19 protein-coding genes are annotated in these 20,225 nt (G+C 68.5%); 9 read left to right on the top strand and 10 right to left on the bottom strand.

Annotation, left to right across the window (positions count from 1 at the left end; translation table 11 throughout):
• Positions 1-153: 153 nt before the first annotated feature.
• Positions 154-3,000, top strand: a complete 2,847-nt coding sequence (leuS, locus tag ACWPXK_RS32015; protein ID WP_454199891.1) for a leucine--tRNA ligase — start codon at positions 154-156, stop codon at positions 2,998-3,000.
• Between the two features lie 181 nt (positions 3,001-3,181).
• On the opposite strand, the gene ACWPXK_RS32010 is transcribed toward leuS, so the two are convergent.
• On the bottom strand, positions 3,182-3,871 hold the full coding sequence (locus ACWPXK_RS32010; protein ID WP_454199890.1) for an SDR family oxidoreductase: 690 nt from the start codon (positions 3,869-3,871) through the stop codon (positions 3,182-3,184).
• A 229-nt stretch (positions 3,872-4,100) separates the two neighbouring features.
• Here ACWPXK_RS32010 and ggh point away from each other — a divergent pair, with 229 nt between their 5' ends.
• Positions 4,101-5,438, top strand: a complete 1,338-nt coding sequence (gene ggh / locus ACWPXK_RS32005) for a glucosylglycerate hydrolase (RefSeq protein WP_454199889.1) — start codon at positions 4,101-4,103, stop codon at positions 5,436-5,438.
• A 14-nt stretch (positions 5,439-5,452) separates the two neighbouring features.
• Here the strand turns inward: ggh and ACWPXK_RS32000 are convergent, their stop codons facing one another.
• The 4 genes from ACWPXK_RS32000 to ACWPXK_RS31985 are packed head-to-tail and all read right to left on the bottom strand — an operon-like array spanning position 5,453 to position 9,931.
• Positions 5,453-6,436, bottom strand: a complete 984-nt coding sequence (locus ACWPXK_RS32000; RefSeq protein WP_454199926.1) for an aminotransferase class I/II-fold pyridoxal phosphate-dependent enzyme — start codon at positions 6,434-6,436, stop codon at positions 5,453-5,455.
• Between the two features lie 53 nt (positions 6,437-6,489).
• A complete protein-coding gene (locus ACWPXK_RS31995) occupies positions 6,490-7,503 on the bottom strand; it encodes a 3-oxoacyl-ACP synthase III family protein (protein WP_454199925.1) in 1,014 nt (337 codons plus the stop codon).
• 40 nt (positions 7,504-7,543) lie between these two features.
• Positions 7,544-8,200, bottom strand: a complete 657-nt coding sequence (locus ACWPXK_RS31990; RefSeq protein ID WP_454199888.1) for an SRPBCC family protein — start codon at positions 8,198-8,200, stop codon at positions 7,544-7,546.
• A gap of 51 nt (positions 8,201-8,251) precedes the next feature.
• The gene (locus tag ACWPXK_RS31985; protein ID WP_454199887.1) at positions 8,252-9,931 is read right to left on the bottom strand and encodes a thiamine pyrophosphate-binding protein; all 1,680 of its coding nucleotides are present in this window, start codon (positions 9,929-9,931) and stop codon (positions 8,252-8,254) included.
• A gap of 137 nt (positions 9,932-10,068) precedes the next feature.
• Here ACWPXK_RS31985 and ACWPXK_RS31980 point away from each other — a divergent pair, with 137 nt between their 5' ends.
• From ACWPXK_RS31980 to ACWPXK_RS31970, 3 genes are all read left to right on the top strand, one after another.
• A complete protein-coding gene (locus ACWPXK_RS31980; protein ID WP_454199886.1) occupies positions 10,069-10,599 on the top strand; it encodes an EXLDI protein in 531 nt (176 codons plus the stop codon).
• Between the two features lie 122 nt (positions 10,600-10,721).
• Positions 10,722-11,696: an ATP-binding cassette domain-containing protein gene (locus ACWPXK_RS31975; RefSeq protein WP_454199885.1), complete on the top strand. Its 975-nt coding sequence runs from the start codon at positions 10,722-10,724 to the stop codon at positions 11,694-11,696.
• Entirely contained in the window at positions 11,693-12,463 is a 771-nt protein-coding gene (locus ACWPXK_RS31970) for an ABC transporter permease (protein ID WP_454199884.1), read from the top strand. Before ACWPXK_RS31975 ends, ACWPXK_RS31970 begins: the two co-directional genes overlap by 4 nt.
• 61 nt (positions 12,464-12,524) lie before the next feature.
• Here the strand turns inward: ACWPXK_RS31970 and ACWPXK_RS31965 are convergent, their stop codons facing one another.
• The 3 genes from ACWPXK_RS31965 to ACWPXK_RS31955 all read right to left on the bottom strand — a co-directional run bounded on the left by ACWPXK_RS31965 (position 12,525) and on the right by ACWPXK_RS31955 (position 14,590).
• On the bottom strand, positions 12,525-13,289 hold the full coding sequence (locus ACWPXK_RS31965) for an anti-sigma factor family protein (RefSeq protein WP_454199883.1): 765 nt from the start codon (positions 13,287-13,289) through the stop codon (positions 12,525-12,527).
• A complete protein-coding gene (locus ACWPXK_RS31960) occupies positions 13,286-13,813 on the bottom strand; it encodes a sigma-70 family RNA polymerase sigma factor (protein WP_454199882.1) in 528 nt (175 codons plus the stop codon). The genes ACWPXK_RS31965 and ACWPXK_RS31960 overlap by 4 nt, the downstream gene beginning before the upstream one ends.
• A 132-nt stretch (positions 13,814-13,945) precedes the next feature.
• Positions 13,946-14,590 carry a YqgE/AlgH family protein gene (locus ACWPXK_RS31955; protein WP_454199881.1) on the bottom strand — a complete coding sequence of 215 codons (645 nt, stop codon included), beginning with the start codon at positions 14,588-14,590 and terminating at the stop codon, positions 13,946-13,948.
• Positions 14,591-14,715: 125 nt separating this feature from the next.
• Here ACWPXK_RS31955 and ACWPXK_RS31950 point away from each other — a divergent pair, with 125 nt between their 5' ends.
• Complete coding sequence (locus ACWPXK_RS31950; protein ID WP_454199880.1) at positions 14,716-15,477, top strand: lysophospholipid acyltransferase family protein; 762 nt, start codon at positions 14,716-14,718, stop codon at positions 15,475-15,477.
• Between the two features lies 1 nt (position 15,478).
• Here ACWPXK_RS31950 and ACWPXK_RS31945 read toward each other — a convergent pair whose 3' ends face one another.
• Positions 15,479-15,790, bottom strand: a complete 312-nt coding sequence (locus ACWPXK_RS31945) for a GNAT family N-acetyltransferase (RefSeq protein ID WP_067477949.1) — start codon at positions 15,788-15,790, stop codon at positions 15,479-15,481.
• A gap of 158 nt (positions 15,791-15,948) precedes the next feature.
• Here ACWPXK_RS31945 and ACWPXK_RS31940 point away from each other — a divergent pair, with 158 nt between their 5' ends.
• Both ACWPXK_RS31940 and ACWPXK_RS31935 read left to right on the top strand, forming a co-directional pair.
• The gene (locus ACWPXK_RS31940; protein ID WP_454199879.1) at positions 15,949-17,538 is read left to right on the top strand and encodes an alpha/beta hydrolase; all 1,590 of its coding nucleotides are present in this window, start codon (positions 15,949-15,951) and stop codon (positions 17,536-17,538) included.
• A gap of 79 nt (positions 17,539-17,617) precedes the next feature.
• Complete coding sequence (locus ACWPXK_RS31935; RefSeq protein ID WP_454199878.1) at positions 17,618-18,742, top strand: glycerate kinase; 1,125 nt, start codon at positions 17,618-17,620, stop codon at positions 18,740-18,742.
• Here ACWPXK_RS31935 and ACWPXK_RS31930 read toward each other — a convergent pair.
• On the bottom strand, positions 18,739-19,089 hold the full coding sequence (locus ACWPXK_RS31930; RefSeq protein WP_454199877.1) for a winged helix-turn-helix transcriptional regulator: 351 nt from the start codon (positions 19,087-19,089) through the stop codon (positions 18,739-18,741). The two genes, ACWPXK_RS31935 and ACWPXK_RS31930, sit on opposite strands and share 4 nt — an antisense overlap.
• Here ACWPXK_RS31930 and ACWPXK_RS31925 point away from each other — a divergent pair.
• On the top strand, positions 18,978-20,111 hold the full coding sequence (locus ACWPXK_RS31925) for an NAD(P)-dependent oxidoreductase (RefSeq protein WP_454199924.1): 1,134 nt from the start codon (positions 18,978-18,980) through the stop codon (positions 20,109-20,111). The genes ACWPXK_RS31930 and ACWPXK_RS31925 overlap by 112 nt on opposite strands.
• The last annotated feature ends 114 nt before the right edge of the window (positions 20,112-20,225 follow it).

The following is a 20,225-nucleotide window of genomic DNA, read 5'->3' as shown; positions in this document are numbered from 1 at the left end:
TAGCGCATCGGTGCCGACCGGCCGCCGACGGGCCGTGCGCCGGGGAACGCGACCGGAAGTCCAGGCCAGCCCGATTTTCGGTCCTGCCGACCACACGTTCTACCCTGATAGGCGAAGTTCGACGGGGATCGGCGACCACAAGAAGGCAGGACCGTGCAGGACACACGTGCAACCGAAAGCGATGTACCAGAGCACCGGTACAACGCGGAGCTTGCCGGGCGCATCGAACGCCGATGGCAGCAGACGTGGGACGAGCGCGGGACCTTCCATGCGCCGAATCCGGTCGGCCCGCTGGCCGGCCCCACCCCGGACGACAAGCTGTTCATCCAGGACATGTTCCCCTACCCATCGGGCGCGGGCCTGCACGTCGGGCATCCGCTCGGCTACATCGCCACGGACGTCTTCGCGCGCTATCACCGGATGCACGGCCGCAACGTGCTGCACGCGCTGGGCTACGACGCCTTCGGCCTGCCCGCCGAGCAGTACGCGGTGCAGACCGGCGCGCATCCCCGGGTGACCACCGAATCGAACATCGCCACCATGCAGCGCCAGCTGGACCGGCTCGGCCTCGGCCACGACCGGCGCCGCAGCTTCGCGACCACCGATCCGGAGTACTACCGCTGGACGCAGTGGATCTTCCTGCGGATCTACAACGCCTGGTACGACGTGGAACTGAACCGGGCCCGCCCGATCGCCGAGCTGGAGGCCGAATTCGCGTCCGGCGCACGGGCCGTGCCGGACGGCAGGTCCTGGACCACGATGTCGCCCGCCGACCGCGGCGCGCTGCTCGACTCGTATCGACTGGTGTACCAGACCGATTCGGTGGTCAACTGGTGTCCCGGCCTTGGCACCGTGCTGGCCAACGAAGAAGTCACCGCCGACGGGCGCAGCGAGCGCGGCAACTTCCCGGTGTTCCGTAAGCGCCTGCGGCAGTGGATGATGCGCATCACCGCCTATTCCGATCGACTGGTCGACGACCTGGATCGGTTGGAATGGCCGGAGAACGTGAAGACCATGCAGCGCAACTGGATCGGACGATCCCGCGGCGCGCAGGTGAAGTTCGACGCCGACGGCGAACAGATCGAGGTCTTCACCACCCGCCCCGACACCCTGTTCGGCGCGACGTATGTCGTGCTCGCACCGGAACACGAGCTGGTCGACAAGCTCACCGCTGCCTCGTGGCCGGAGAGCACCGACCCCCGCTGGACCAACGACGGCGCCGCCACACCGGCCGACGCGGTCGCGGCCTACCGCAAGTCGATCGCGGCGAAGTCGGATCTGGAGCGCCAGGAGAGCAAGGAGAAGACGGGCGTCTTCCTGGGCAACTACGCGATCAACCCGGCCAACGGCAAGGCCGTGCCGATCTTCATCGCCGACTACGTGCTGAGCAGCTACGGCACCGGCGCGATCATGGCGGTCCCCGGACACGACCACCGCGACTGGGAGTTCGCCTCCGTTCTCGGGCTGCCGATCATCGAGGTCATCAGCGGCGGCGACCTGGCCACGGGCGCCCATGCCGGCGAAGGCGTGCTGGTGAACTCCGACTACCTCGACGGCATGTCCGTCGAAGACGCCAAGGCGGCGATGATCGCCCGGCTGGAGGCCGACGGCCACGGCAAGGGCACCATCCAGTACAAGCTGCGCGACTGGCTGTTCGCCCGCCAACGCTACTGGGGCGAGCCGTTCCCGATCGTCTACGACGAGCAGGGCGCGCCGCACGCGCTGCCGGAATCGATGCTGCCGGTGCGGCTTCCGGAGCTGGACGATTTCGCCCCGGTGACCTTCGACCCGGATGACGCGGATTCCGAACCGTCTCCGCCGCTGGCCAAGGCGACCGACTGGGTGGAGGTCGAACTGGACCTGGGCGACGGGCCGAAGCGGTACCGCCGCGACACCAACGTCATGCCGCAGTGGGCGGGCAGTTCGTGGTACGAACTCCGCTACGCCGACCCGACGAACGCCGAGACGTTCTGCGCCAAGGAGAACGAGGCGTACTGGCTTGGCCCGCGCGCCGCGGAACACGGCGAGAGCGACCCGGGCGGCGTCGACCTGTACGTCGGCGGCGTCGAGCACGCGGTGCTGCACCTGCTGTATGCCCGGTTCTGGCAGAAGGTGCTGTACGACCTGGGTGACGTGTCGGCGAGCGAACCGTACCGGCGGCTGTTCAACCAGGGCTACATCCAGGCGCACGCCTACACCGACGCGCGTGGCGCCTACGTGCCCGCGGCTGAGGTCGTCGAGCGGGACGGCAAGTTCTTCTGGACCGACGCCACTGGAGCAGAGATCGAGGTGTTCCAGGAGTACGGCAAGATCGGAAAGTCGTTGAAGAACGCGATCTCTCCCGACGAGATGTGCGATCTGTACGGCGCGGACACCTTCCGCTTCTACGAGATGGCGATGGGTCCGCTGGACACTTCGCGGCCGTGGGCGACCAAGGATGTCGTCGGCGCGCACCGGTTCCTGCAACGCGCGTGGCGCCTGGTGGTGAACGAGGAGACCGGCGCGCTGCGGGTAACCGACGCCGCGCCGACCGGCGAGACGCTGCGCCTGCTGCACAAGACGATCGCGGGTGTGGACGAGGATCTCGCCGCACTGCGCGACAACACGGCGGGCGCCAAGCTGATCGAGCTGACCAACCACCTGACCAAGACCTACCCGGGCGGCGCGCCGCGCTCGGTGGTGGAGCCGATGGTGCTGATGCTGGCTCCGCTCGCCCCGCACATCGCCGAGGAGCTGTGGGAACGGCTCGGCCATACCGAATCCCTGGCGCACGGTCCCTTCCCGGTCGCCGATCCCGCGCTGCTGGTGGAGGAGTCGGTGGAGTACCCGATTCAGGTGAACGGCAAGGTGCGCAGCAGGATTCAGGTGGCCGCCGACGCCGACAACGCGACGATCGAGGCGGCCGCGCTGGCCGACGAGAAGATCACCGAGCTGCTCAATGGAGCGGCGCCGCGCAAGCTGATCGTGGTGCCGGGACGTTTGGTGAACATCGTCGCCTGAGCCGACCTGCGTAGGCGGCGCGGTAACTGCACGTCATCGCGCGTGACCGGGGAAGTGTGCGCTGGCACCCGGCTGGACAGCGCACCGTCCTGCCGCGCCGTGTGCCAGTGGTGACAGGACGCCGCGTGCAGCTACGGTGCGTTGGCGCGGGCGCGGTGCGATCCGGTGGAGCGCCGGTCGATCAGTACGGCCGAAGCACGATCTCGGTGGGGTGCGCGTCCCGCGGGGTCTCGATGGCGGCGCGCACCGCGTACGCCACCGTCTCCGGTGTGAGGAATTCCTCAGGCTGGTACTCGCGGCCCTCACCGGCGATGATCTCGCGCTGCATGTCGGTATCGATGCGACCCGGATGAATCGACGTGACGCGCAGACCGGGTTCTTCCAGCCGCAGTGCGTCACCGAACGCGCGCAGCCCGAATTTGCTCGCGGCATACGAGGCCCAGCCCGCGTTCGCCCGCAGCCCGGCGCCCGAGTTGATCAGCACCACATGGCCATTGCCCGCCCGCAGCGCGGGAAGCAGCAGCCTGGTGAGCTCTGCTACGGCGATCAGGTTGGCTTCCAAGGTGTTTCGCCACTGCTCGACCGTGGAGTCCGCGATGGTGCCCAGATCGGCGATACCGGCGTTGTGCACCAGCACATTCAGCCGCTGGATCGGCGCGGCCGCCGCGGCGACGGCGGGATAGTCGGTCAACTCGACCGGCCAGCCCTCGGCGCCGGGCAGCTCCGCCAGAATGCCGCGCAGCGCCTGGGCCGATCGGGCGCCGAGCAGCAGGTCATGCGTCGGTGCGAGCTCGCGGGCGATGGCGGCGCCGAGCCCGCGGCTGGCACCGGTGATCAACGCGGTCGGTTTCGAGGTCGCGGCGGAAGTCATGGGCCCCACCGTAACCGGCGGTGGAACTAAGGCGTAAAAACCCGTAGCAGTGGACGAAGGACTAGCGATGCGGGCATGAATCGACCGACAATTCTCGAGCAGCGATCACGGGATGGGGCATTCGAGGTTGAGAACCGCCGAAGAGGAGCCGGCCACCGGCCGGTGGGACCGGGCCGAAACGGATACCGCTGAGCGGGCATATCTGCGGGTGACATCGCAGAATAGGGGGATGGCACACCCGGGCTTCACACCGACCCAGCTCGCGGCCCGCGCTGCCTACCTGCTGCGCGGGAACGACTTGGGCACGATGACCACCGCGGCGCCACGACTGTATCCACACATGTGGAGCTGGGACGCGGCGTTCGTCGCGGTGGGTTTGGCTCCGTTGAGCGTGGAGCGGGCGGTGGTCGAGCTGGACACGCTGCTTTCCGCGCAGTGGAAGAACGGGATGATCCCGCACATCGTCTTCGCCAACGGCGTGGACGGCTACTTCCCCGGCCCGGCCCGCTGGGAATGCCGCAAGCTGGCCGCCAACGCACCGGACGGCCCGGACACCTCGGGCATCACCCAGCCGCCGGTCCACGCCATCGCCGTGCAGCGGATTCTGGATCATTCGCGCAGGCACGGGCGCACCACCAGGTCGGTGGCCGAGGAGTTCCTCAACCGGCGCTGGCCGGACCTGGTGCGCTGGCACCGATGGTTGGCGCACGCCCGCGATCCGAAGGAGACCGGCCGGATCACGCTGTATCACGGCTGGGAGTCCGGGATGGACAACTCGCCGCGCTGGGACCGCGCCTACGAGCACGTGATCCCCGGCGACCTGCCGCCCTACCGCCGCGAGGACGTGCTGGTGATCTCGGACCCGAGCCAGCGCCCGACCGACCGCGAGTACGACCGCTATCTCTGGCTGGTCGAGCAGATGCGCCGCGCCGGCTACGACGACTACCAGCTCGCCTCGACCATGAGCTTCGCCGTCGAGGACGTGTTCGTCACCGGGATCTTCGCGCTGGCCTGCGAGGTCTTGGCGAATATCGGCGAGGAGTACAAGCAGCCCAACGCCGACGTGCGCGACCTGCACGCGTGGGCCGACCGTTTTCGCGCGGGCGTCATCGCGACCACCGATGCCCGCACCGGCGCTGCCCGTGACTTCGACGTGCGGTTGCGGCGGTGGATCAACACCGAGACGCTGTCGATGTTCGCGCCCCTGCTGTGCGGCGGGCTGCCCCGCGACACCGAGCGCAGCCTGCTGCGGCTGTTCGAGGGACCACGCTTCTGCGGGCACCCCGATCTGCGCTACGCGCTGCCGCCCTCGACCTCGCCGGTCTCCAAGGACTTCCGCTCCCGCGAGTATTGGCGCGGACCGGTGTGGCCGGTGATGAGCTGGCTGTTCTCCTGGGTCTTCGCCAGACGAGGCTGGGCCGAGCGCTCGTTCATGCTGCGCGCCGAGGGCCTACGCCAGGCCAGCGATGGCGCCTTCGCCGAGTACTACGAGCCGTTCACCGGCGAACCGCTCGGCAGCATGCAGCAGTCCTGGACGGCGGCGTCCGTGCTGGATTGGCTGGGATAGGCGAAGTTCGAGCACTACGGTGTCGAGGTCGGGGTGAGGGCTCGGAGGACGGCGTGGTCCGCGGCTGGGTCACCCACGGCGATGCGGGCGCTGCCGTCGGTGTAGCACTTGGCGGCGATGCCCGCGCGGCGTAGTGCAGTGCCGATACCGGGGCCGGGGAGGTAGAGGAAGTTGGCGTGGCTTTCCGGGACCGCGATGCCGCGGGCCAGGAGCGCGGCGCGGAGGGCGTCGCGCGCTTCGGTGATGCGGAGAGTTCGGGCGGTGAGTTCGGGTTCGGCGGCGTAGGAGGCGGCGACCGCGGCTACGGCCGCCGCGCCCACCCCGAAGGGTAGTTGCAGTTTGCTGACCCGCGCGATCAGTTCGGTTCTGCCGAAGGCGTAGCCGATGCGCAGCCCGGCCAGGCCGTACGCCTTCGAAAAAGTGCGCAGCACGAGCACATTGGGGTGTCTCTTGATCAGCGCGAGCGGGTCGGCGAATTCGGCGGCACCGAGGAATTCGACATATGCCTCGTCCAAGAGCACGGGTATCCGGGTGGGCACGTCGGACAGGAACGCCTTCAGCTCGTCCGCCGGAATCACCGTCCCGGTCGGATTGTGCGGACGGCACACCACGACCAGTGCGGTCCGCTTGCCGATGGCCCGTAGCATCGCCCGCAGATCCTGATCGCCCGCCTTGCCGAGCGGCACCGGCACGCCCGCCACGCCGGTCATCTCGCACATGATCGGGTACCCGTCGAATGTCGGCGCACCGTAAACCATGTCCGCTCCCGGTGTGATGAGCGACTGCATGATCTGCATCGCCACCCCGGTAGCGCCCGATCCGACCACCACCTGATCCGCCCGCACACCCACATGCTGTGCGATCAGCATCGGCAGCCGCCGCGGCAGGAATTCCGGGTACCGATTCGCCTGGGCCAGCGTCATGTGCACGGCCTGCAGCACCGACGGCAGCGGTGGGAACGGATTCTCGCTCAGGCTCAGGTCGAATCGCGGCGGCATCCTCGCGGATAGGTACCGCCGCGATGACCGTGTCTCGTCGGCGATGCGAACGCTCATCGCGCGGCGCCCCAGCGGACGGCGGCCGCGCCCGCGAAGTCGCCCGCGTGCGCGAAGGCCGCCATCAGCACCAGCGATCCGTTGGGCAGCCGGCCCGCCCGGTTCTCCACGTCCAGAGTCACCGGGATACCGGCGCCGAACAGATTGCCGCAGGAGTCGAAGGTGTCCGGATGCCGCTCCGGCGGAAGCTCCAGCGCGTCGTGCCAGTTGCGCAGGAACAAGCGGTTCGGCTGGTTGGTGACGAAGGCGTCGACCTCGCTGCCCTTCACGCCGATCCGATCGCACACCGCGAGCGCCACCTCGGGGACTAGGCGGTTGCCCCGGGCGAACACCTTGGTGACCTTGGATTCGGTGAAGCTGACGCAGCCCTGCCCCTCGCCCGGCTCCCAGTACTTGCGTTCGCCGTTGGTGGAAAAGTCCATGTCCCCGGCGAATTCGGGATAGGTACGGCATTCGATGTCGAGGATCGGCGCGCTGTCGTCCTTCCGGAGCAGCCCCACACCGCAGCCGTCGCCGGGCACCGGCGCCTGGGCCAGCTTGCGGATCTCGGTCTGGGTGAACACCGGCCCGGCGCAATTCTGTGTCACCGCGATCAGCGCGGTGCGGGCGGTGGTGGTCTGCAACACCATGCGAGCCATCGCCATCATGTGCACGAATGCCGCGCAACCGCCGTTGTGCACGTCGTAGGCGAACGAGGGGCGGATGCCGAGCCGTCGCGCCACCTCGGGACCGCAGCCGAGCACCGGGTTGTCCGGCAGCTGGGTATGGGTGATCAGCACGTCGACGTCGGTGATGGCGTCGGCGCCGTGGCGCTCGATCAGCGGCGCCACCGCCTGCTCGACCATGTCCACCGCGGTCTCGTCGCGTGCCACGTGGTGGCGGCCCTTGGGCGCGCGGAACATGACGTTCTTCGCCATCCGGTCCGAGCGCGAGAATTGGGTGAAGTATTCGGTGCCGACCGGTTCGCCGGGCAGGTAGCTGGACACGTCGACGAGGCTGACCGGCGGCAGTCCCGAGGTGTCGTGGTGCAGGGGGTTGATCACGTGCGTCTCACTTCATCCAGTCGGGCTTGATGGGCAGGCCGTGCGCCGCCCGGTACTCGCAGATCGCCTTGAGGTTGTCCATCTCCAATTGATGACCAGCCGAGAACATGTCCCAGAAGTCGCCGACCCACACCGGCCGCTTCGGTGGCGCGGTCTCGGGGTAGGGGTTCTCGTCGTAGAACGGGTGCTTGCAATTCACCCACAGCACAACCGAACCCGGCTTGTTGAACACCGCTTGCGCGTCGACCACGCGCAGCAGGTAGATCATCCACAGGTGCTGTCCCTGGTCCCAGGCGCAGTGGTAGTCGACGGTCATCGCGTCGGGGTGCGTGACGGTGCGGGTGAAGATCTTGGTCTCGGAGCCGAGCCGGTCGTACCCCAGCCAGAGTCCGGGTTCCTCGGTCTCGGCGAACCCGCGCAGGCTGTAGGTCCACTCCTCCAGCGACCTGGTATCGGCGAGGTATTCGTACACCTCGCGCGGCGGGGCGGCGATGTAGGCCTGCACCGGGCAGTATTCGCCGTAGATCTGGTCGTGCGGGTACACCGATCGCAGCATGTCCATGATGATCGGAGTGGTCGCGTCCTTGTCGGAGTTCTCGATCCGCAGCACACCCGCTGGGACCTCCGGGATGTCGCTGAGCGCGGGCAGGGAACTTGTGGTCACGGTGTACTCCTCTCGGCAAGCGCCAGCGTGCGGCTGGGCGAGCCTGGTTCATCAGGGGTTCCTGGATTGCTCGATGGTCGTCAGGAAGGGCAGGAACGGGGGGATCTCGTCGGGGTCGCATTCGATCGAAAGGAACGACGGCCCTTCGGTTTCCAGGCAGTACCGCAGGGCGCGGTCGAGTTCGCCCGCGGTGTGCGCCGAGAACGCGGGCAGCTCGGGGAACATGGCCGCGACACCCGCGCCGAGATACGCGGGACGAAATCGATTGAAGCTGTACCGATCCCGGTAATACAGCTGCTCCCTGGTCACACACATGGCGTGCGCGTTGTTGTTCAGCACGATGAAAGTGACCGGCAGGGCATGCTCGATCGCGGTATGCACTTCCAAGCCGTGCATGAAGAACGCGCCGTCACCCCCGACGACCACCGTGCGCCGCGTGCCGTCCGCCGTCGCCTTCCGCGCGAACGCGGAGCCGATCCCCGCGCCGAACGCGTAGCCCATACCGCCCATGCCGAGCGCGACGACGAACCGGCCGCCGCGCGGGACCCGGAGGTGATGCACCACCGCGGCGCCGGTGTTGCCCGCGTCCGCGAACACGTCGGTGCCCTCCGGCAGTGCGGCTTCGATCGTCTCGACCAGGTCCCGGTAGCGCAGGCCGGGACCGGAGGAGTCGGGCACGCGCAGCGGCGTCGGCGGTTGCGCCGCGCCCGCGCGCTCGGATCCGGCGGCGCCGCCGGAGAGATCGGCAGCCAGATCCGCGAGAGTGCGCGACAGATCGGTGCTGGTCGCGTGGATGGCAGGGAGGTACGGCGGGGCGACGCCGACGCTCGCCACCGTGCATTCGCTGAGCAGGGGTTCCAGGCCGGCGCGCGTGGTGACCGGTAGCCGGGTGCCGACCAGCAGGCACAGGGCCGAGGACCGGATGGCCGCGGCCAGCTCGGGATGACCCATGGTGCCCGCGACGCCGCAGAACGCGGGGTCGGCATTGTCGTAGGTGTCCTTCGCGTCCGGCGCGACGCCGACGGCGGCGTCCAGCGCGGTGGCCAGGCGGGCGAGCTCGTCGCGCGCGTCGTCGCGCGCGACCTGGTCACCGGCGATGATCACGATCTTTCCGGTGCGCCTGGCCCGGGCGAGCGCGTCGCGCACGCGGGCTGTCCCGGCTCGGTCGGATCGATGCGTCCTGGAGGACAAGCGGAACGGCGCGACCTTGCCCAGGTCGGCCTGCTGCACGTCTTTGGGCAGCAGCAGTACCGCGGGCCCGCCGCGCCGGGCGGCGCCGACCGCCCTGGCCACCTGATCGGGCAGGTCGGCGCCGGTCTCCACGCGCGCGCAATAGGTGCTGACCGCGCCGAACAGGCGGACGGCGTCGATGGCGCCCGCCTGTCCGCTGGTGTCCTGGAATGCTCCGTTGCCTTCCAGCGACGTCGGTGGCTGCCCGACCAACGCGAGCACCGGAACCCGCGACGCGAAAGATTCGGCAAGTCCGGCAACGAGATTCATCGCTCCGCCGCCGGAGGTCGATGCGACGACGCCGAATCCACCGGTGCTGCGGGCGTAGCCGTCGGCCATGGTGGCCGCGGAGAACTCGTGCTTGGCGATCACGCCGGTGACGTCATCCGGTGCATCGAAGATCGCGTCGTACAAGTCCTCGATGTTGGCGCCGTCAACGCCGAAGATGTGCCGCACCCCCAGCGCCGAAACCGCTTGCACCAGATAGTCCACGACCCGCATCGGCACTCCCTTCCGCTGACGAACGTTCGGCTGCGTACACGAGTGATACGGACTGGGCCGCCGGATGGTTCAACGGTGGATCAGCAGATCCGTCCGCCAACCTTGCGTGTACGTATACATCTACGTATAGTGGCTTCATGCCCAACAAGACGATCTACGTTGCCGATGACGACCTCCCGCTGTTCCAGCGCGCGCAGGAGTTGGTCGGCGGCAACCTCTCGGGGGCGGTGGTCACGGCGCTGCGCCGGTTCATCGAACTCGAGGAGGGTCGCCTGGAGGGCTTCGACGAGGTTGTGCTCAAGGTCGGTCGCGACGGTGTCCGACAGGTTCGCTTCTCCGGCACTCTGCTCGGCGAGTGGCACGACGTCAACGATACGCGGATCGAGCACGTCAGGGTGTATCGCAGCCGCAAGGGCAAATATGTGATGCACGCCCAGTATTCGAACTGGGACGACTACCCGACCGACGCGGGTGCGAAGTGGCTCAAGGACTGGAAGGACCCGAAGAGCTGGCGTCGCCTGCTCGGCGTCGGGCAGCAGGATTGGGGTGAGTTCATCTTCGTCGTGGTGGATTCGCCCGACGAGCTGAAGGGGCACCTCCCCGACAAGCTCTATCAGCGGGTGGTCGACCTGGCCGAGGGGCCGAAGATCGAGGATCTGGACATCTAGCCGGCGCACACCCGGCACGACAAGCGAATAACCAACCGGCAATCGCCGCACCGGACACCGGGCGCGGTGCAGCTGAAACATGCCCACATTCGCATGAAGGCATGCATTTCGAAAGGAAAATCATGGTGAACGGCCACCGCGCGCCTGCCGTCTCGGCACAGGGCTTGCGCAAGAAATTCGGCGAGCAGGTGGTGCTCGACGGCATCGACCTCACCGTCGCGGAGGGCACGATCTTCTCCCTGCTCGGCCCGAACGGCGCGGGCAAGACCACCACCGTGCAGATCCTCACCACGCTCATCAACGCCGACGCGGGTGAAATCCGGGTCGGCGGGCACGACGTGGCCGCCGAGCGCAAGCAGGTGCGTTCGCAGATCGGGGTGACCGGCCAGTTCTCCGCGGTCGACGAGCTGCTCACCGGCCGGGAGAACCTGCTGCTGATGGGTGATCTGCACCATCTGCCGCGCCGCGAGAACCGCAGGCTGGCCGCGGATCTGCTGGAGCGCTTCGACCTGGTGGACGCGGCCGACAAGACCGCGTCCAGCTACTCCGGTGGCATGACCAGGCGGCTCGATCTGGCCATGACCCTGGTCGGCGATCCGCGCATCATCTTCCTGGACGAGCCGACCACCGGGCTCGACCCGCGCAGCAGGCGGTCGATGTGGGACATCATTCGGGGGCTGGTCGACGACTACAGCGTCACGGTCTTCCTCACCACCCAGTATCTGGAGGAGGCCGACCAGCTCGCCGACCGCATCGCCGTGCTCGACCGGGGCAAGATCGTCGCCGAAGGCACCGCCGCCGAATTGAAGCGGCTGGTGCCGGGTGGGCATATCCGCCTGGAGTTCGCCGATCGGTCCGCCCTGCTCGCGGCGGCCGACGCGCTCGGGGCCGCCGCACCGACCCCGGATGACGACGAGGAAAACCTCACTCTCGCGGTGCCGAGCGACGGCGGCGTGAAATCGCTGCGGTCGGTGCTCGACCGGCTGGACTACGCGCAGATCGAGGTCGACGGGCTCTCGGTGCACACACCCAACCTCGACGACGTATTCCTCACCCTCACCGGCCACCCCACCACCGAAAAGGAAACCGTGCGATGAGTGCCATGTCCTACGCGCTCGCCGATTCGGCGACCATGCTGCGCCGCAACCTCGTGCGCGCCAAGCGCTATCCCAGCATGACCTTCGGTGTCATCGTGATGCCGACCATACTGCTGCTGGTGTTCAACTTCGTCTTCGGCGGCGCGCTGGAGAAGTCCTCCGGCGGAAACTACATCGACTATCTCGCTCCCGGCATGCTGCTGATGATTCCGGCGTACATGACGGTCTCGGTCGCGGTCTCGGTCGCCACCGACACGACCAAGGGCATCGTGAATCGGTTCCGCACCATGGACATCGCGCAATCGGCCATGCTCACCGGCCACGTGGTCGGCGCGCTGATCCAGGCGCTGGCCGGGATCGCCGCGATGGTCGCGATCGCGGTGCTGATCGGGTTCCGCCCGAACGCGAACCTGCCCGAGTGGATCGCGGCATTCGCGTTGCTCGCGCTGATCATGGTCGCGCTCACCTGGTTGTCGGTGGCGCTCGGACTGCTCGCTCCGAACCCGGAGAGCGCGAGCAACACGCCCTTCCCGCTGGTGATGCTGCCATTTCTCGGCAGTGGGCTGGTCGCCACCGACACCATGCCCGCCGGTCTGCGCCAGTTCGCCGAATACCAACCGTTCACGCCGTTCACCGAGACCCTGCGCGGCCTGCTGATGGGCACCGAGATCGGCAACAACGGCATCATCGCGGTCGCCTGGTGCGTCGGCATCACGGTGGCCGGGTACCTGTGGTCGTCCTCGATCTTCCGGCGTCAGACGCGCTGATCGGCTTGCCGCACGACGATCCCCCGCGGGCATTTGTCCCGGCGGGGGATCGTTCGATCGATCAGACCGCGCCTGCCAGCAACACCCGGCCAGTGCTCGCGGCGCGGATCTCGACCGAGCGGACCTGATCGGGCGGGCCGTCGATGGTCCGATCGATGGTCAGTTCGGTGCCGGGGCCCGCGGGCCACTGGTCGAGTTTCTGCTGCTGTCCGTTGGCGCTGGTGACGTACAGGGCCAGCTCCCAGTTGTAGCGCTGCTGCTCGCCGGGCGGGTAGCTGCAGGACATCACGAGCCGCGTCTTGTCGCCTGCCGGAAAGAGCTTGAAGCTCGCCGAGACCGGCGTTGCCTCCAGCGGATCCATCGGGCGTTCGACGAAAGCCTGCTCGGTGGTGCCAGGTGTGTCCGTCCCGTCCGACTCCGACATCGTGACGGCGATCGGCACCGCTATCGCCACGGCGGCCGCGGCCGCCGCCACCGCCACCCCGACCGACGTCCACCGGCTGCGCCGGTTGCGCCGTTCGGCGGCGTCGGCGAGCCGCGGCGGCGGGGGCGGCGCCGCCGGCCGTTGCGGCATCGGCGGCGGTGGCGGCATCGGTGGCGGCATCGACGGAACGGACTCGGCGGTGGTCGGCTCGATCATCGCGAGCGCGGTCTCGGTCTCGACCATGGCGAGCATGCCGGGCAGACCCGCCAGCTCACCCACCGCGGCTCGGCATTCGGTGCAGCCGGCGAGGTGGCTTTCGTACTCCAGGCGCTCATTACGGGTGAGGGAGCCGAGCACGTACGGTGCGTCCCACGTGGTGTAGTCGTCCGTGATATCCGTCATTGATTCGTCACCCCCATCTCCTGTAGTGCCAGTCGCAATGCGCGCATGCCGTAGTGCATCCGGGATTTCACCGTGCCCGGCGGGACGTCGAGTTCCTCGGCGATCTGGTGGGTGGACAGTCCTCGGTAGTAGGCCCGCACGATCACCTCGCGATGGTCGGCGCTGAGCCTGCCGAGGGCGTCGGCGACCAGCCACCCGTCCAGTGCGCGGTCGGACTGGTCCGGGGCGGCCCGTTCGGGCGGGCTGTCGGTGCGGAACTCGCGCCTGCTGCGGGCGCTGCGATGCTCATCCACGGCGAGATTGCGCGCCACGGTGAACAACCACGCGCGCGCCGACATGGTCGATTGGTCCAAGACGTTCGGGCGTTGCCATGCCCGCAGCAAAGTTTCCTGCACGATGTCCTCTGCTCGCCCTGGATCCCGGACCAAGCCGAGCGTGTACCGCCACAGTGGGGTGGCGTGTTCGCGATAGAGAGCCCGCATCAATTCGGACTGATCGTCGGGCTGATCTGCTTCGTTGCGCACAACTAGATCCCTCTCCGCCTGTGCTGCGGGTCCGGTGTGTGGGCGCACCCGAGGAGTCACCCATGCTCTCGCCAGATCAGTTGTCGTGTCTCATACCGTGTCTCCTTCGGTCCCTTCGAGGAGTACACGTTGTCAGTTGCGTTCGAGTTCAATCGGGTGTGTCGCGAGAAGGGCCAGCGGCAGCGGCTGGCGGCGCAGCACGTGTGCCCACAGGTCCGGGCGGCCCGTGCTGATCGGGTCGGACGGCAAGGCCGACAGCACGATCCAGTCATTGTTCTCCAGCTCGCCTTCCAGTTGGCCGAAGGTCCAGCCCGCGTAGCCCGCGAAGATCCGGATGCCCTCGACGATCGGGCCGACTCGTTCGGGATCGGCGTCCAGGTCGACCAACACGACGCGGCCGTCGACCCGACGCAGCCCTGGCACGCCTTCGATCTGCGCGCCCACCCGGACGGTGCCCAGGCACAGCGCCGCGTCCCGTTTCACCGGGCCGCCGATGAACAGCGTGCGCGGCGCCGCGACCGCGTCCGTCCAGCGGGGTAGCACGTCGTGCACCGCCGTGTCGCTGGGACGGTTGAGCACGACCCCGAGACTGCCCGCCTCGTTGTGCTCGATGATGTAGACGACGGTGCGCCGGAAAGTGGGTTCGACCAGCTCGGTGGCCGACACCAGCAGCGTTCCGGCACGTACCACCTGCTCGCCGGGCCGGAAATCGCGCCGCCTGCGGTCGCCGTGTCCGCCGCGAGTCTTCCGATCATCCGGGTCTTCTGCGCGTGCCACTCCGACATCATCGCAGCTGTTCGCCCACAATGCGCCTTCTGCGGCGCACTTCTGTCGCCCGGATTTGCGGGCGGCGGCGGGACGCCGCGTTGCGGTGCCGGCGCGACATCGTAGAGTCCAAGGTCATGGAACCGCCCGAGGTGCGCCTCGAGAACAGCGACACCGTGTACGACTTCTACCGAGACCATCGCCAGAACCGGCTGAAAGCGTGGGGGGCTTACGCCCTTCTCGGCCGCCGCTACCATCCTCGCGTCAGCTACGCGGAAGGGGCACGCGCCTCGCTCCGCGCGGTGATCGACCAGGGTCGGCCGCTGCTGATCGCGATCAACCACCTATCCGAAAACGATCCCTACACGGTCGCCGCGGCGGCGTGGCGCAGCGGGCTGCGGCCGGTTATCGGGCGGGTGCGCGTGCTGGCGAAGGACGAACTGTTCGTCGACTCCGAGCAGCGGCGCAAGATCGACATGATGGGCGGCATCCCGGTGTTCCGCGGCAAGGACCACGGCATCCGTGCGGTGAACGCGGCCGGTCAGCGCATGATGGACATCTGCGCGGAGCGGATGGCTCGCGGCGACGGCATCGCGGTGTTCCCCGAGGGCACCTGCAACGACGTCGACCCGACCCAGGTGCAGCCGGTGGGCAGCGGCATCGGGCACATCGCCTTCCGGGCGATGAAACTCGGCGTCGAGCCGGTGCTGCTGTCCATGGGGCTGAGCTACGGGCCGCGCCAGGACCCGGCGGTGCAGCCGACGAAGGAGGAGGCCAAGTCGGCCAGCTTCTACTTCGGCGCCCCGGTGCTCGACCTGCCGACCCGGCCCGGTGACATCGCCCGATTGGTACGCAAGGACCTGCAAGCGGCGCTCGACGGCGCCGTGGCGGCCTACTGAGTTACTGCGGCAGGTTGAGCCGGTCGCGCGCCCAGTGCGGCACCATCGCCAGGTATTCCGGGCGGGTCTCGATGAAGTGGTGGACCGTGCGGCACATGGGCAGCGCGCCGAGCTTGTCGTCGCGGGTGCTGTTCAGCGCGGTCTCGACCAAGAGCCGCGCGTAGCCCTGGCCCTCGTAGCGCGGATAGATCTCGGTGTGCACGAACGCGCGTTCGGAGGCCGTGTCCTGGTATTCGGCGTAGCCGGCGATCGCACCGTCGACGTAGATCTCGAAACGTTCCAGTGCGGTGTTGTTGCTGACCTCGGTCGACATGGCTCGACGCTACTCCGTGCACCGCTATCGGGATAAACCACATGCTCGACCCGGCGAAATCCCGCCACCGACTTGTCTGTCCGGGCGGGCCTGCGCAGAATGCTCTTGGTCGGCGCCGGTTCACGCGCGAGCGCGGCAGGCCCGGGGAGGTACGGAACATGATGAGGACACTGCGGGTTTCGCGGGTCGCGGCCACCGTCGCCGCCGCGGCTCTGTTCGGCGGATCGATCGTCACCGGCCTCGCGAATGCCGCACCGGGCGTCGAGTTCGGTGCGTGCCCCGACGGGTCCGTCACCGCTGACCGCGGCGTGCAGTGCGCCGTGGTCCGCGTTCCGATGGACTACGCCGAGCCGAACGGGCCGACGATCGAGGTGACCGTCAGCCGGATCGCGGCGACCGGCACGCGAGAAGGCGTCTTGTTCACCAATCCCGGCGGTCCCGGCGCGGACGCGCTGGACTACTGGGCGCGCCGGTCGGAGACATTCCCCGCTGAACTCGCCGCCCACTACGACCAGATCGCCGTCCAGCCGCGCGGGCTGCGCTGGGCCACACCGCTGGAATGCGGAGCGGGCGGGAAAACCGCGGAGAGTGAACAGGTTTCCTTGGGCGGCGGCAACCGCGACGCCATCAAGAAGGCCTGTGACGCCGCGCAGCCCGGCTATCTGGACACCATCACCACCGAGAGCACCGCACGTGACCTCGACGCCGTGCGTGCCGCGCTCGGGCTGGAACGGATCAGCTACTTCGGCACGTCCTACGGCACCTACCTCGGCGCGGTGTACGCGAGTTTGTTCGGCGATCGGGTGGAGCGGATGATTCTGGACTCCAACGTCAACCCGGACTGGGTGTGGACCGAGGAGTTCGCCCAACAACAGCTCGCGGGCAAACAGCGCCTCGACGATCTGTTCGCCTGGATCGCCGAACACAATGCCGAGTACCACCTGGGCGACACCGCTCTGCAGGTCTACCGGACCTGGGTGCAGCTGGCGGCGGCCCAGGGCGGCGGCTGGTACGCCAACCTGACCCCGCCACCCGCGAGCCTCGCCGACCTCCCCGGCGCACTGCCCGAGCCGCTGGCCGAGATCGCCAAGGACGGCTACAACGGCAGCGTCGAGCAGCTGGGCAAACTGCAGAACCTGCTGCGCACCTTGGTGAGCGGTGGTGTCTCCGCGCAGGTGCCGTTGCTCGGCGCGACCACCGTGGCCACCTACACCCGCACGTTCTGGCCGACCTTCGCCCGCGCGATGGCCGACGCCGCCGCCGATCCGGCGAACGTGCAGCGACTGCGGGCCATCGAGGGCGCGACCTCGACCGACCCCACCGGGCGGTTCGTGTTCAGCGCGATCACCTGCAACGAGAACGCCGTGCCCGGCAGGCCGGAACTGCTCGGCTCCGCGGTCGGCACCATCGCCTCCGGCGGCAACGCCATGGACGCCCGCGCCGACCTGATCCGCTCCGGAATGGCCTGTGGTTCCTGGAAACCCGTGACGAAGCCCGTGCCGATCACCGGGGCAGCTCTGCGTACCCCGCCGCTGGTGCTGCACAGCCGTCACGACGCGCTGACCAAGTACGAAGGCGGCCCGGCCATGGCCAAGGCGCTCGGTGGTGCACTGGTCACCGTCGAGGGCGGCGACCACGGCACCTTCGGTCGGGCAAACCCCGCGGTCGACGAGGCCGTGCTCACCTACCTGCGGACCGGGAAGGTCACCATCACGCAGGCTGACCAAGCTCCCCTGCCCGGAAGCTGAGCGCACCGCGCGGGTTGCGCGTCGTGTGCGCCGAACATGCCGTGGTGCGGCCGATCCGGTCGCGTCCGACAATGTGGGGATGACGCGTGCATCCACCGCCCGGGTGATCCTCGCTCCGGACAAGTTCAAGGGGTCGCTTTCCGCGCCGCAGGTGGCGGTGGCGCTGGCCGCGGGATTGACGCGGAGCGCGCCGAATGTCGACGCCCGGCTGGTTCCGGTTGCCGATGGTGGTGACGGCACGGTCGAGGCGTTCGTCGCCGCCGGTTGGACGCGCGTGGAGCTGACGGCGCCGGGACCGACCGGGGTGCCACGTCGGGCGGCCTACGCCCGGCACGGGACGCGGGCGGTCGTCGAATTGGCGGCCGTGGTCGGTTTGTCGGCTCTGCCCGAGGGGCGGCTCGATCCGCTCGGCGCGAGCACGTACGGGTTGGGCGTAGTCCTGGCGCATGCCATGGACCACGGTGTGACCGACATCGTCCTAGGTCTCGGCGGCAGCGCGTCCACCGACGGAGGGGCGGGCATGCTGCAAGCGCTGGGCGCGCGCATCCTGGACGCCAACGGGCGGGAATTGTCCACGGGTGGAGCTGTTTTGGCGCGCGCCGCCGAACTGGATCGTTCCGCCATGCACCCCGGAATCGCCGCCACGACGTTCACGCTGGCCTGCGACGTCGACAATCCGCTGCTCGGAGCGAACGGTGCGGTCGCGGTATACGCGCCGCAGAAGGGCGCGGGTCCGGCGGAGTCGGACGTGCTCGAATCCGCGCTCGGCACCTGGGCGTCCGTCGCGGGACCCGATTTCGCAGGCCGTCCCGGTGCGGGCGCCGCGGGCGGTACCGGTTTCGGAGCGCTCGCCGTGCTGGGTGCGCGGGTTCGCAGCGGCATCGACGTCGTGCTCGAACTCCTCGAATTCCGCGACCTGCTCGCCACCGCCACCCTCGTCCTCACCGGCGAAGGCTCGCTCGATCGGCAGAGCTTGCACGGCAAGGCTCCCGTCGGTGTCTGCGCGGTGGCTCGCGAGGCGGGTGTTCCGGTGGTCGCCGTGGCCGGCCGCACGCTCCTCGAGCCCGACGAGGTGCGGGCCGCGGGTTTCGCGGACTGCTATGCGCTGACCGACCTGGAACCCGATCCGGCACGCTGTATGACCGACGCGGCGTCGCTGCTCGAACGCGTCGGCGCGCGTATCGCGGTCGAGCAGCTGACTTAACTCGCGGACGCCAACAGGTTCGCGGTCAGTTCGTGCCGGTGCCGGTCGCCCCACTCCTCGAGCGGGCGCAGCGCGACGGCGAGTTCCTGACCGAGCGCGGTGAGCGAATATTCGACCCGCGGAGGGACTTCGGGATACACCTCGCGGTGCACCACGCCACTGGCTTCCAGCTGGCGCAGATTCTCGGCGAGCACCTTCTCGCTGACCCCGGTGAGGAGCCGGCGGATCTGGCCGAATCGCTGCGGGCCGGCCCCGAGCACCCACATCAGGTGCAACTTCCACTTTCCGCCGACGACATCGATGGCGACCGTCATGCCACACACATCGTGATCCGCGTCACTGCTCATGCCCACCGCGCTCCTCTGACCTGTTTTCGAACCTCGAGGTAAGCAACCGCACCTCGACGTACGGTCTTCCCGACTCTACCTGCGGGAACGACGATGGATTCCGGCGCCGACAGCAATCCGAACGACAACCGAAGGGACACATCATGTCCGAGCAGACCACCGCCAGCGCCGTCTCCGTCATCGGGCTCGGCCCGATGGGTCAGGCGATGGTCCGGGCTTTCCTGGACGCCGGCGTGGAGGTGACGGTGTGGAACCGCAGCTCCGAGAAGGTCGACGCCATGGTCGAACTGGGCGCCAAGCGCGCCGCGACCGTCGCGGACGCGCTCGACGCCAACGAGGTCACCGTGCTCAGCCTCACCCACTACGCGGCCATGTACGACGTGCTCGGTCAGGCGACCGATCACCTGAAGGGCAAGGTGATCGCGAATCTGTCCTCCGATTCGCCGGAGAAGGCCCGCAAGGGCGCCGAGTGGGTTCGCTCGCACGGTGCGCAGTTCCTCTCCGGCGGCGTCATGTCGGCCGGCGACAACATCGTGCATCCGGCGTCGTACATCTTCTACAGCGGCCCACGGGAGGTCTTCGACGCCCACGCCGAACTGCTGCGCCCGTTGAGCCCGCAGGAGTACCTCGGCGCGGACGACGGCCTGGCGCAGGTCTTCTACCAGGGTCTGCTGACCATCTTCCATCCCTGGCTGCTCGCCTTCGACCAGGCGACCGCGATGATCGAGCGCGCGGGCCACGACATCGCCGCGTTCGTCCCGTTCGCGATCCGTTCGGCCGCCGCCTTCCCCTACTTCATGGAGGAGTTCTCGGTCGCCAACCAGAACGGCGGATGGGCCACCCTGGCCAGCCTGAAGATGATGGACGCGGGCGCCCAGCACATCATCGACGCGAGCGAGGAAGTCGGTGTCGACGCGACGTTCTCGCACACCTCCCAGTCGTTCTGGCGCAAGGCCGTGGCCGCCAGCGAGCAGGCGGGCAAGCCGGTCTCCACCTACGCGCTGATGCGCGGCGACGCGTAGTCCTGCCGCCGCCCGACCTCGCAGCGCTGGTCGCTTCCTCACTCACGCCGGTACATGGGCGAGGAATCAACTGGCCCTGCGAGGAACACGGGAGCCGCGGTCGAAGGTCATCTT

Source organism: Nocardia sp. Marseille-Q1738, assembly GCF_965283145.1.
Note: the sequence above shows the minus strand (reverse complement) of the source record. Positions and strands in the feature narration are given on the sequence as shown.